Genomic DNA, 13,184 nt, shown 5'->3' with positions numbered 1-13,184 from the left:
CCGGCTTGACCCGGATCTTGACGTTGTAATCGATGACGCGCTTGACGGCGACGAGTACTTTCATGTTGTCCTCGCTTGGTTCAGTCTCGGAACCGGATCATGGCGAGGTGGGCCTCGCCCGGCAGGAACCGCATCTCGCGTGCGGGGTTCCTGGAACCGATCGACATACTCTTATATGTTTTCAGGCAAGCGTTTATCCGGCCTGGCCACCAGAACCCAAATAATGTGCCACAGCCGGGATGACCGCCACAATCCCGACGACTCCAGCAATTTGCGAATGGCGCCAACCATCGCCAGAAAGGGCCTATTGCCGCTATCATGCCCAGCATGGAACACTCCAGAATACAACAACCACTTACATTGGCATGGCACCTATGGGTTGCCCACGACGGGTGACCCCGTATAGGGCATCAGTCAGGAGGAGACCGGATAATGACAGATCAGCTTGAGCGCGACAGCATGGAAGTCGACGTGGTCATCGTCGGCGCAGGGCCGTCGGGCCTGGCCGCCGCCTGCCGCTTGATGCAGCAGGCCAATGACGCCGAGCAGGAATTAACCGTGTGTGTGGTCGAGAAGGGCTCGGAAGTCGGCGCGCACATCCTTTCCGGAGCGGTTTTCGAGCCCCGAGCGCTGGATGAGCTCTTCCCGGACTGGGCGGAACGCGGCGCGCCCCTGACCACACCCGCCGTACGCGATGAGCTCTATCTGCTCAAGGATGCCGACAAGGCTCAGAAACTGCCCAATGCCCTGGTGCCCAAGACCATGCACAACACGGGGGATGGCAGCACGCGCTATGTGATCAGTGCCGGCAATCTGTGTCGCTGGTTGGCCGAGCAGGCCGAGGAGCTGGGCGTCGAGATTTTCCCTGGTTTCGCGGCCCAGGAGGCGATCATCGAGGACGAGGTCGTCCAGGGCATCGTCGTCGGCGACATGGGCGTCGGGGCCGACGGCCAGCCGAAGGACGGTTACATGCCGGGCATGGAGCTACGTGCCCGCTATACCCTGTTCGCCGAAGGCGCACGCGGCCATATCGGCAAGCAACTGATCAACCGCTACCAGCTCGATGCCGGCAAGGACCCTCAGCACTACGGCATCGGCCTCAAGGAACTCTGGGACGTGCCGGCCGACCAGCATGAGCCGGGCCTAGTCCTCCACGGCTCCGGCTGGCCGCTGGACAAGCACACCCATGGCGGCTGGTTCCTCTATCACGCCGAGAACCAGCAGGTGGTGGTCGGGCTGATCATGGACCTGGCCTACCAGAACCCATGGATCTCGCCCTTCGATGAATTCCAGCGCATGAAGCACCATCCGGTGCTCAAGCCGCATCTCGAGGGCGGGTCACGCGTGGCCTACGGCGCCCGAGCCATTGCCAAGGGCGGTATCAACTGCCTGCCGAAGATGACCTTTCCCGGCGGCCTGCTGATCGGCTGCGACGCCGGCACCCTGAACTTCGCCAAGATCAAGGGGCTGCACACGGCCATGAAATCCGGCATGGTCGCCGCCGAGAGCGTCTTCGAGGCCATCGCGCAGGCTGATGAAGGCGACACGGGCGGCGCCGAGCTTACGGCCTTCGAGCAGCGTTGGCAGGCCAGCTGGGCTTACAAGGAACTGGAGGCCAGCGCCAGCTTCGGCCCGGCGATTCACAAGTACGGCACCGTCGGCGGGGGCGCCTTCAACTTTCTGGACCAGTTGACCGGCGGCAAGCTGCCACGGGTGCATGACACCACGCCTGACCATGCCCGACTCAAGCCGGCCGCCGAGTGCGAGAAGATCGAATATCCCAGGCCCGACGGCAAGATTTCCTTCGACAAGGCTTCCTCGGTGTTCATGTCCAACACCAACCATGAGGAAGACCAGCCAACGCACCTCCGGCTGACCGACCCCGAGTTGCCGATCCGCGACAACCTGCCCAAGTATGACGAGCCGGCACAGCGCTACTGCCCGGCCGGCGTCTATGAGGTCGTCGAGGGGGATGATGGCAAGCCGCAGTTCCGGATCAACTTCCAGAACTGCGTACATTGCAAGACCTGCGACATCAAGGACCCGGCCCAGAACATCACCTGGGTAGCTCCCGAGGGCGGCGGCGGCCCCAACTACCCGAACATGTAAGCAGACCGCCCGTTGCACACGCCAGGGGCCCGCTCGAGCGGGCCCCTTTTTAGCTACCACCTTGGATCTCTCAATCGCCGAGGTAACGACGCCCGCTCCGCATGACCGCCCCAGGCCGCGGTGCTGCGTCGTTGTCTGCGGATAGCATGAGCTCATCCCATGCGGCGACGTCCAGCCCGCCGCGATCGGCCAGCCAGGCAGCCAGGCGCGCGGGCTCAAATCCCCCCTCCAGCTCGTGCCCTGACACATCCACCAGCACCGGCAGACGCGTCCCGTATGACGCCACCAGGGCGTCATCCTCGGCGACATCCACTTGCTCGAGCCGTATCTCGGCATTGGCCAGCCGGGCCAGCCAGGCCTCCAGCGCCTCGCACAGGTAACAGCCGGTTGTCGTATACAGGGTCAGCTCGATCATCCGCTCATCCCCTCACGCCTAACCTCACACCTCACACCTCACACCTCACAACTGACCACTCACCCCCATGCATCACCCATCACTCATCCAGATGCCGAATCAAGAAGCAATGGTGCAGGTCCGGGCGACGCTTGAAGTCAGGATCAAAGGTCTGCGCCGAGATATCCTTGACCTCGAAGCTCGCCGTCAGGTCGGCATCCAGCTTGAAGCGCCGCTGATTGTTGGAAAACACCAGCGTGCCGCCGGGCGCCAGCCGGGCCATGGCCAGCCGCACCAGGCGGCCGTGATCGCGCTGGACATCCAGAGTGTCGGTCATCTTCTTGGAGTTGGAGAAGGTCGGGGGATCCAGAAAGATGATGTCGAACTTGCCGCCGGCGGTTTCCAGCCAGTGGACGCAGTCATCACGCACCACGCGATGGCGAGCGGGGTCCAGACGATTGAGGCTGAAGTTGTCCCGCGCCCAGTCCAGATAGGTATTGGACAGATCGACGCTGACACTGTCACTGGCGCCGGCACCCTTCTCGGTGCCGAGGGCCGCCTGGACCGTGGCCGCCGCGGTGTAGCAGAAGAGGTTGAGAAACCGCTTGCCCGCAGCCATCTCGGCGAGCATGCGGCGCACCGGACGATGATCGAGGAAGAGCCCGGTGTCCAGGTAGTCGCGCAGATTCACCCAGAGGCGTGCTCGGCCTTCCCGGACCTCGAAGCGTTCGCCACTGGCCGCCTGCTTTTCGTACTGCGCCCGGCCGGCCTGGCGCTGGCGACGCTTGATGACGATCCTGCCGGGATCGACTCCCAGCACCTCGGGCATCACTCCCAGGGCCTCGTGCAGACGCTTCTGGGCCTGGTCGGCATTCACCGAACGCGGCGGCGCATATTCCTGGACATGCACCCGATCGCCATACAGATCGATGGCCAGGGCATACTCCGGCATATCGGCATCATAGAGCCGATAGCAGCTCTCGCCGGAACGCTTCAGCCACTTGTTCAGGCGTTTGCGGTTTTTCTGCAGCCGATTGGCAAACATCTGCGCGCTCTGGCTGCGCGCCGGCCGGGCCGTTGCGCCAGGCGTGTCACCCGCCTCGCCCATGTCGGACGCCGGAGATGGCGCGGCATCGTCCGGCACCTGCATGAGCAGCAGCCGGGCATCCAGGGGGCCGTTTTTCAGCGAGTACTGCTTGTGGGCCCGCAATCCGGTGCGATGCCCCAGGTCGGGGTTGGCGGTGAACAGCGCCAGACGCCAGCCGGGGAAGCCCTGACGGGCGCGCTCGCCGAGCTGGCTGTAGAGCTCGACCAGCTCCGGTAGCTCGCCCAGCCGCTCGCCATAGGGCGGGTTGGTGATAAGCAGTCCGGACTGCTCCGCGGCAAGCCCCGCGGGCCGTTCAAGCTCCTTCAGGGCAGCCCCCTTGAGTTCGATCAGGGCCGGAATGCCGGCGCGCATGGCATTGGCCCTGGCCGCTTCCAGGGCCGGGGGGCTCTGGTCGGCACCAAACAACCCGTTGCGACAGCGCTTGCGCCCGATACTGGCGCGCGCTTCGGCCTCGCGTTTGAGCTCACGCCAGCCGGCGGCGTCATGGCCGGCCCAGCCATGAAAGCCGAATCGCTCACGCCACAGATTGGGGGCCATGTCGGCGGCCATCATCCCGGCTTCGATCAACAGGGTGCCGGCGCCGCACAGGGGATCCACCAGGGCCGCCCCCTGTCGCGCCATGTCCGGCCAGCCGGCACGGATCAACAGCGCCGCCGCCAGGTTTTCCTTGAGCGGTGCATGGCCGGCGCCACGTCGATAGCCGCGCCGATGCAGACTCTCGCCGGAGAGGTCGATCCCGATGGTCAAGCGCCCGCGGTACAGGTGCGTGTAAAGACGCAAATCCGATGTGCGCGGCTCGATGACGGGCCGCGGCTTTCCTTCTGCCTCCAGGCGTTGCACCACGCCGTCCTTGACGGTCTGTGCGCCGAACATGGTGTGGCGAATGGCATCGCTCCGCCCGTGAAAATCCACGGCCAGGCTGCGCCCGGTGGGCAGATGCGATGCCCAGTCGATGCCGGCACTGATCGCGCGCAGGTGTTCCGGTGTCTCGACGCCCTCCTCGCGAACCAGGCACAGCACCACGCGGTTGGCCAGGCGAGACCACAGACAGGCCCGATAGGCGGCCATCAGCTTGCCCTCGAAATGCACACCGGCCACGGTGGTCTTGACGGGGGTCGCCCCGAGGGCCGCGAGCTCGTCACTCAGCAGGCCCTCCAGGCCCTTCGGGCAGGTGGCCAGGAAAGTATGAGGCGTCGGGGGGGATTTCTCGGTCATGGATCGTCCATCGGCGTTGCCGGGCAGCCGGCTGGTTCATGTCAGGAAAATGCAGCTTTAATGACAGATTTCGGTCGACAGAATCGACCCCATTGGTCTATCCATTAAGGGAGCGCTGTATAAATAGCCTAGCAGCGTAAAGCGCAAGGCGTAGGAGCACAGAAAACGAGGCATAACATCTAGTTAGGCGAGTTTTCGAGCACCGCACAACGTAGCGATTGGCGCGCGCAGGCATTTAGACAGTGTTTCCTCAATGAGTAGCGTCATTCGTGGTCCTACTCAATGTTCAACCTGATGGTCTTGTTTACGAGCCACGCCCCATCGACATCCATCACGGGCGCGCTTTCAGGCTCTCTACTCGGGTTCGACGAAGCGGTTCGCGAGCCGCGGCGCCAAACCCAAATCGGCACCTTCATCACGAGGTAGACCTATGAAACGACAAAAACGTGATCGCTTCCAGCGAGCTTATGTGCATGGCTACAAGGCAGGTGTTTCGGGCCGGTCGCGGGATGATTGCCCGAGCCAGGACATCGATCTACGGGAATACTGGATGAGCGGTTGGCGTGAGGGTCGCGGGGACCAGTGGTCGGGCATGACGGGCGTGTCCGGCATTCACAAGAACCCCATGGTGGCCGGGTAACCGACACCACTTCGTCCAACATGATGACGACCCGCCGAGCCCATGACAATGTCATGGGCTTTTTGCTGTCTGCAGGGCCCGCGCGCACTCGCCGACCAGGCCGGGCCCGCGATAGATGAATCCCGAGTAGAGCTGGACCAGATCCGCACCGGCCCGCTGTTTGGTCACGGCGGCATCACCGCTGTCAATGCCTCCCACGCCGATCATCGGCAGATCCGGCAGATGCTTTCTCAGTGCCCGGAGAATGGCATTCGAGGGCTCGAAGACCGGCCGACCCGACAGGCCTCCGGCTTCCTCGGCATGGGGCAGGCCGGTGACGGCCTCCCTGGCGACAGTGGTATTGGTGGCGATCACGGCATCAATGTCATTGGCCTTAAGTCCGTGCGCCAGGGTCGCCACCTCGGTATCACTCATGTCCGGGGCAATCTTCACGGCCAATGGAACCCGCCGTCCGGCGGCCTGGTCGAGTCGACTACACTCTTCGCGCAGCGTGCCGAGCAGCCGGTTCAGTTGCTCGCCGAACTGTAGATTCCGGAGCCCCGGTGTGTTCGGCGAGGACACGTTGACGGTGATGTAATGGGCGTGAGCGTGAACATGACGCAGGCAATACAGATAATCATCCACGGCCTGTTCGACCGGTGTGGTCAGGTTCTTGCCAATGTTGATGCCGATTACGCCGGCAAAACGCGTTTGCTGCACCCGCGACACCAGATGATCCACGCCGGCGTTGTTGAAGCCCATGCGGTTGATGATCGCGCCCCGCTCGGGCACGCGGAACAGCCGAGGGGCCGGATTGCCGCTCTGCGCTCGGGGCGTCACGGTTCCGACCTCGACGAACCCGAAGCCCAGCGCCCCCAGGGCGTCCAGATGATCGGCATTCTTGTCGAGGCCGGCGGCCAGACCAACGCGATTGGGGAAGGTCAATCCCATCAGATTGACGGGGTCGGCCACGGGACGATCCGCCAGCAGGCCTGCCATACCGACTCGCTGAGCCAGGTCCAGCGCCGAGAGCGCGACGCCATGGGCCTTTTCCGCCTCGAGACGGAAGAGCAACGAGCGAGCAAGCGAATACATGGCAACTCCTGGCGGTTGAGCGTTGGATACGGGCGCGCAGTATAGCGCAGCCAGGCTGCCGCGACGAAGTGCCGCCTGGACCACCGGGCAACGCCGCCGCGCTTGACGCTGCCACGCGAGGCCGCTTTTGTGGTCTACTTGGCATACTGCACGAGCCTGACTCGTCCTCACGATGCTGCGCCTCCAGGGAGATGGACATGACCGATACGACCGAGACACTGGAAAACCGCCTGTCGCGTATTCACCTGGCGCTCGAACAGGAACGCCTGGAATGGGTCGATGATGTCATTGCCGACCTGGAACCGGCCGAGGTGGCGCTGCTGCTCGAATCACTGCCGTCCAATGAGCGGATTCGCCTCTGGGAGCGAGTCCCCCAGGAAGTCGATGGCGAGGTGCTGCTGCATGTCCATGACGAGGTGCGTTCCACCCTGCTCGAGGACATGGATCACGAGGAAATCGTGGCCGCCACGGCAGGACTCGACACCAGCGACCTGGCCGAACTCTTCGAGGACCTGCCGCGTCAGGTGGCCGAGGACATGCTGCGTTCCATGGATGAACTGCAGCGTGCTCGCCTCAAGGAAACCCTGGCCTTCGAGGAGGACAGCGTCGGCCGCCTGATGCGCACCGACACCATTGCCGTGCGCGCCGACGTCACCCTGGAGACGGTGCAGCGCTTCCTGCGCTGGAAGGAGGAAATTCCCGACAACACCGATGCGCTGATGGTCGTCGACCGCAATGGTCACTTCGTCGGCGTACTCTCGCTGGCCCGCCTGTTGTCCAACGACCCGGAAACGGCGGTGGCCGATCTGATGGACCCGGACGTGGACAGCATCCAGGGCACCATGAAGTCGCGTGATGTAGCCACCCTCTTCCAGACTCACGACCTGGTCTCCGCGCCGGTGGTCAACAATCGCGGCATTCTGCTCGGCCGCATCGTCATCGACGATATCGTCGATGTCATCCGTGAGGATTCCGAGCAGGCCCTGATGAACATGGCCGGCCTCGACGAGGAAGAAGACCTGTTCGCCCCGGTGCTGCCCAGCGCCAAGCGCCGAGCGGTCTGGCTCGGCATCAACCTGCTGACGGCCTTTCTCGCCGCCTGGGTCATCGGCTTGTTCGAGGATGCGCTGGACAAGGTGGTCGCGCTGGCCGTGCTGATGCCGATCGTCGCCAGCATGGGGGGCATCGCCGGCAGCCAGACCCTGACCCTGGCGATCCGTGGCCTGGCGCTGGGCCAGATCAGCCGTACCAACAGTAACTGGCTGCTGCGCAAGGAGGTCGGCATCTCGGCCCTGAACGGCGTGTTGTGGGCCATGGTGGTGGCGGTCCTGGCGGTACTCTGGTTCGGCAACCTGGCCATTGGGGCCATCATTGCCGCCGCCCTGGTCATCAACATGCTGGCGGCCGGCGTCGCGGGCATACTGATTCCGCTGGTCCTCAAGCGCATGGGCGTCGACCCGGCCCTGTCGGGTTCGGTGGTGCTGACCACCGTGACCGATGTGGTGGGCTTCATGTCCTTCCTGGGGCTGGCCACGATGTTCCTTCTCTAGGAGCCTGTCGGACTTAACGCTGATCTGCTACGAAGCCCGGGCTTTCGGCCAATTTCATTCGATCTGATTCGTTAAATAGCGGGCTATTCGCCTCATCAGATAAATAAACTTGTCTCGAAATCCGTGATTCTCGCGACGATCGATCAAATCCGACAGGCTCCTGGGCGCCCCCGCCAACGGAAAAGGGCGCCGTCATGGCGCCCTTTTTGTCTCTTGCATGAGTCCACACTGGATGCAGCAGGATCAGCCTTCGCTGTTGCTCTCGGCCAGGTCCACCAGTTCGCGGACCGCCACGGCAAACAGCGGGAAGCCGCCCTGGCTGCCACCACTGACTTCGTCCAGCAGGTGGCGCCAGCGATCATGCATCGCCTGATGCTGGTTCAGCCACAGCTCGACACGCTCGCTGCTTTCCCGCGGGCCGCCTTCCAGCCCTAGGACACTGGCGGTCAGGGCCAGCTGCTGGCGATCGATGTCATCCCGGAAGGTGTCACGGGCCTTGGCCTGCCAGCTATCGCGAACTTCCAGCTGGGTTACCTGATGAATGATCCAGGGCAGCTGCAGCCTCGCACCGACTTCATAGAAGACCTCGGCGACACGCTGCGGCTTCTCTTCGGTCTGACGCGCCGTCTGAATGATGCCCAGTGCCGCATAGAGGCTGGCCGACGCCGCGACCGTAGAGGCCAGGGCCTCGGGCACACCCGCCTTGGTCAGTTCCTTGCGACGGGCCGACCAGTGCTCCTGCTCTTCGCCGCGCAGGCGCTTGCCGATGTTGTCCTGGAGCTGAGCCAGACGCGGGGCAAAGTAGTCGATGGTATCGCGGGTGTTCATGCCCATGCGCTGACGCAGGAACCAGCGTGTGGCACGCCGGATCAGGCGCATCAGATCGAGCATCATCGAGTACTGCACCTGGGTCGGGACCTGGTTGTCGAGGGCCTCGATCTGCTCCCAGAGCCGTGCCAGCTGGAAGCTGTCACGGGCGATGACATAGGCCCGGGCAATATCCGCACGGGAGGCGCCGGTGGAATCCATGAGACGACGCACGAAGACGATGCCCATGTGATCGACCAGATCATTGGCCACCTGGGTGGCGACGATCTCGCGCTTCAGACGGTGCTCGTACATCTCGTCGTGATAGCGCTCATTGAGGGCCTTCGGGAAGGCACGCTCGACAAAGCGCATAATGGTCGGATCATCCGGTACATCCGAGGCGATCAGGTCACCCTTGAGCACGCTCTTGGCATAGGAGATCAATACCGAGAGCTCGGGCAGTGTCATGCCCTGCTGACCCTGGGCGCGCTCCTGCAGGGACTCGTCGGACGGCAGAAACTCCAGCTCACGGTCGATCTGTCCAGCCGCTTCCAACTCGCTGATGAAGCGACGGAAGGGCCCGATGCCTTGAAGCGAGAGAATCTCGGCCAGATCCAGCGCCTGGGTCTGACGATAATTGCCCGCCAGCACCAGCTCGGACACTTCATCGGTCATGTCGGCCAGCAACTGGTTGCGCTGCTTGTTCGTCATGTCACCGCGCGAGACGACTTCGTCGATGAGGATCTTGATGTTGACCTCATGGTCTGAACAGTTCACACCGCCAGCATTGTCGATGAAGTCGGTATTGACACGCACCCCGCGGGCGGCGGCTTCCATGCGGCCGAGCTGGGTCAGGCCCAGGTTGCCGCCCTCGCCGACCACTCGGCAGTTCAGCTCGCTGCCATTGATACGCAAGGCGTCATTGGCCTTGTCGCCGACATCAGCATCGGTCTCCTGACTGCTCTTAACATAAGTGCCGATGCCACCGTTCCAGAAGAGGTCGACATGCGCCACAAGCATGGCATGAATCAGCTCATTGGGGGACAGCTTGTCGGCCGAGATGCCGAAGGCCTTTTTCATCTGCGGCGTGATGGCGATCGACTTGGCGCTGCGTGAAAAGATGCCGCCGCCCTTGGAGATCAGCTCGGCATTGTAATCCTCCCAACTGGAACGCGGCTGGTCGAAGAGCCGTTGCCGCTCGGCGAAGCTCGCCGCGGCATCCGGTGTCGGGTCGACGAAGATGTGCAGGTGGTTGAAGGCCCCAACCAGGCGAATCTTGTCGGACAGCAGCATGCCGTTGCCGAAGACGTCGCCCGCCATATCTCCAACCCCGACCACAGTGAACTCATCCTCCTGGGTATTGATGCCCAGGCCACGGAAATGACGCTTCACCGATTCCCAGGCACCCTTGGCGGTGATCGCCATGCCCTTGTGGTCATAGCCATTGGCGCCGCCGGAGGCAAAGGCATCGCTGAGCCAGTGACCGTATTCGTTGGAAATCTCGTTGGCTATGTCCGAGAAGGTCGCAGTGCCCTTGTCAGCAGCCACCACAAGGTAGGGATCATTGCCATCATGGCACACCACGTCCCGGGGCGGCACCACCTCACCTTCCACCAGATTGTCGGTGACATCCAGCAGGGCACGAATGAAGATCTGATAGCAGGCGATACCTTCCCGCTGAACGGTCTCGCGGTCGGCCCCTTCAGGCATGCGCTTGCAGACAAAGCCACCCTTGGCGCCCATCGGCACGATGACGGCGTTCTTGACCTGCTGTGCCTTGACCAGCCCCAGGACCTCGGTGCGGAAGTCCTCCTGACGGTCGGACCAGCGCAGTCCGCCCCGCGAGACCTTGCCGCCCCGCAGGTGAACACCCTCTACCCGCGGCGAGCCGACGAAGATCTCATAGGCCGGGCGCGGCTTGGGCATGCCCGAAACCCGCGATGGTTCCAGCTTGAAGGCCAAGTAGTCCTTGAAATCGCCGGCGCTATCGCGCTGATAGTAGTTGGTGCGCAGCGTGGCCTTGATCAGCTCCATGTAGCGACGCAGCAACTGGTCATCATTGAGGCTCGGCACCTCGTCAAGCAGAGCCAGAATACGGGATTCACAGTCCTCGATCACTCCTGGCTCGGGGCGCTCGGCGGGATCGAAGCGTAGTTCGAACAGCGAGACCAGCTCGCGGGTGATCTCTGGGTAGCTGCCCAGCGTCGTGGCGATATAGGCCTGGGACATACCGAAGCGAATCTGCTTCAGATAGCGCGCGTAGGCCCGCAGCATGGCCACTTCGCGCCAGTCGAGATTGGCGCCTATGATCAGACGGTTGAAGGGGTCGTTATCGGCCGCACCGGCCCAGATACGCTGGAAGGCCTCGATGAAGGGGACGCGCATTTCCTGGAGATTCATTTCCACACTGGTGTGATGCTCCAGGGTGAAGTCATGAATCCAGTAATCGCCATCACTGGCCTGGACTTCATAGGGGCGTTCGCCGAGCACGCGCAAGCCGAGGTTTTCCATCATCGGCAGCACATCGGACAGCGGAATGGGTGCGCCGCGATGGAAAAGCTTGAGATTGACGCCGCTTTCCTCTTCCTCGATCAGGCGATACAGCGACAGTGTCAGGGGAGAACCATCATCGAGTTCACCGATGTGCTGGAGGTCATAAACCGCAGTGCGCGCCGAGAAGTCTTCCCGGTAGCTGGCCGGGAAAGCATCTCGGAAGCGGCTCATCAACTGGTTGGCGTTTTCCTCGCCGAAGCCCTCGATGGCCGCATTGTGCAGATCATCGCGCCAGTTGCGGGCCAGCTTGGCCAGTTTTTCCTCGATGCGCTTGATGTCGTATTCGGTGGGCGCATCGCCGTTGAAGCGCAGGATGAACTGGATGCGCGCCAGCACCGATTCAGACAGATAGGTATTGAAATCGCCGGAGGTGGCATCCAGCTCCTCGCACAGCAGCTCCTGGAGCCGCACCCGCAGTTCCGTGGAAAAGACATCCCGCGGCACGAAGACCAGGCAGGAATAGAACTTGCCGAAGGTATCCTCGCGGATGAACAGACGCACCCGGCGGCGCTCGCGAATGTCGAGGATACCTTGAGCGGTCTGGGCGAGCTCCTGGGTATCAATCTGGAAGAGGTCATCGCGCGGATAAACTTCCAGAATCTGCAGCAACTGTTTGCCGTTGTGCCCCTTGATACTGAACCCGGCAATGTCCATGACGGATTGCAGTTTGCGGCGCAGGATCGGCACATTGCGCGGCGACTCGTTATAAACCGTGGCGGTGAACATGCCCAGCAGACGACGCTCGCCGACCACCCGGCCCTGGTCGTCGTAGCGGTCGATGGACAGATAATCCGGATAGGTCGGCCGGTGAATACGCGAGTGGAAAGCACTCTTGGCAAACGATATCAGCTGGGGCACCGGCACGAAATGGTCGCCCTCCACCCCGAGATCCGTGCGGATACGCTCCTGGTAGCGCGGATTGTCCAGCCGGAAGACGCCGAGCTCGCTGTCCTCGACCTTGTCGAGCCGCTGACGCCCCTGGTCGTCGATGACGCGATATTCGTCATAGCCCAGGAAGGTAAAGTTATCCTCCAGCAGCCACTTGAGAAACTCGACCGCCTCGCGGTGGTCTTCCGGGTCAACCTGTGCCGGAACATTGACTTCCAGTTCCGCAATAGCAGCGCGGACCTGTTCACGCATCGGGTCGAAATCCGCCACCGCAGTGCGCACATCACGCAGCACCTCGCGCAGACTGAGTTCGATCTGTTCTAGCTCGGCGGGGTCGGAATGACGATCGATCTCGATAGCGATCAGCGACTCGCGGTATTCCGCCTCGCCGGCGTTGTCCGGCGCGGCGAAGCGCGTCAGGCGGTGCTCGTCGTCACGCCCCACGGCCATCACCGCGTTGTGAATGGCATGGATGGTCATGCCGCGGCGGTTCAGCTCGACCCGCACAGAGTCGACCAGAAACGGCATGTCTTCATGCAGCACGGCAATGAAGGTATGTGTGGACTGCCAGCCGTGCTCCTCGAAGTCCGGATTGAGCACCTTGACCTTGGGGGCCTGGTGGTCGAACTGCTGGACGAAGTGCCAGACCGAGAGGGTGGCACCGTAGAGGTCGTCCATGCGTCGGTCGGTCAGGTCTTCCAGGGGCACGGCCGCGTAGAAGAGGTGAGCAAAGTCGTCGACCGTGTCGGCCTTTTCCTTGTCGAGACGGGTTTCCAGGCGTTCCTTGAGCTGCTTGAGGAGATCCTGTCGGCTCTCCTCCTGTGTGACGTGTTGCATCAATCACCT

The 13,184-nt window shown here is 62.8% G+C and carries 7 protein-coding genes; 3 read left to right on the top strand and 4 right to left on the bottom strand.

The genetic code is table 11. The features are described from left to right. The first annotated feature begins 432 nt into the window (after positions 1-432). A complete protein-coding gene (locus QWY74_RS02410; RefSeq protein WP_264823684.1) occupies positions 433-2,109 on the top strand; it encodes an electron transfer flavoprotein-ubiquinone oxidoreductase in 1,677 nt (558 codons plus the stop codon). 70 nt (positions 2,110-2,179) lie between these two features. Here the strand turns inward: QWY74_RS02410 and QWY74_RS02405 are convergent, their stop codons facing one another. Beyond that, positions 2,180-2,524, bottom strand: a complete 345-nt coding sequence (locus QWY74_RS02405) for a glutaredoxin family protein (protein ID WP_264823685.1) — start codon at positions 2,522-2,524, stop codon at positions 2,180-2,182. Positions 2,525-2,603: 79 nt separating this feature from the next. Then, positions 2,604-4,826: a bifunctional 23S rRNA (guanine(2069)-N(7))-methyltransferase RlmK/23S rRNA (guanine(2445)-N(2))-methyltransferase RlmL gene (gene rlmKL / locus QWY74_RS02400; protein WP_264823686.1), complete on the bottom strand. Its 2,223-nt coding sequence runs from the start codon at positions 4,824-4,826 to the stop codon at positions 2,604-2,606. Positions 4,827-5,256: 430 nt separating this feature from the next. Between rlmKL and rmf the strand changes: the two genes are divergently transcribed. After that, complete coding sequence (rmf, locus tag QWY74_RS02395) at positions 5,257-5,466, top strand: ribosome modulation factor (RefSeq protein WP_141317824.1); 210 nt, start codon at positions 5,257-5,259, stop codon at positions 5,464-5,466. Positions 5,467-5,517: 51 nt separating this feature from the next. Here the strand turns inward: rmf and QWY74_RS02390 are convergent, their stop codons facing one another. Next, positions 5,518-6,540 (bottom strand): quinone-dependent dihydroorotate dehydrogenase, encoded by a 1,023-nt coding sequence (locus QWY74_RS02390; RefSeq protein WP_264823688.1) that lies wholly within the window; start codon positions 6,538-6,540, stop codon positions 5,518-5,520. Positions 6,541-6,737: 197 nt separating this feature from the next. Here QWY74_RS02390 and mgtE point away from each other — a divergent pair, with 197 nt between their 5' ends. Next, positions 6,738-8,090 (top strand): magnesium transporter, encoded by a 1,353-nt coding sequence (gene mgtE, locus QWY74_RS02385; protein WP_264823689.1) that lies wholly within the window; start codon positions 6,738-6,740, stop codon positions 8,088-8,090. A gap of 243 nt (positions 8,091-8,333) precedes the next feature. Here mgtE and QWY74_RS02380 read toward each other — a convergent pair whose 3' ends face one another. Then, positions 8,334-13,175: an NAD-glutamate dehydrogenase gene (locus QWY74_RS02380; protein WP_264823690.1), complete on the bottom strand. Its 4,842-nt coding sequence runs from the start codon at positions 13,173-13,175 to the stop codon at positions 8,334-8,336. Between the last annotated feature and the right edge of the window lie 9 nt (positions 13,176-13,184).

Origin of the sequence: Halomonas almeriensis (assembly GCF_030409235.1) — a bacterium.
Lineage (GTDB): Bacteria > Pseudomonadota > Gammaproteobacteria > Pseudomonadales > Halomonadaceae > Halomonas > Halomonas almeriensis.
Note: the sequence above shows the minus strand (reverse complement) of the source record. Positions and strands in the feature narration are given on the sequence as shown.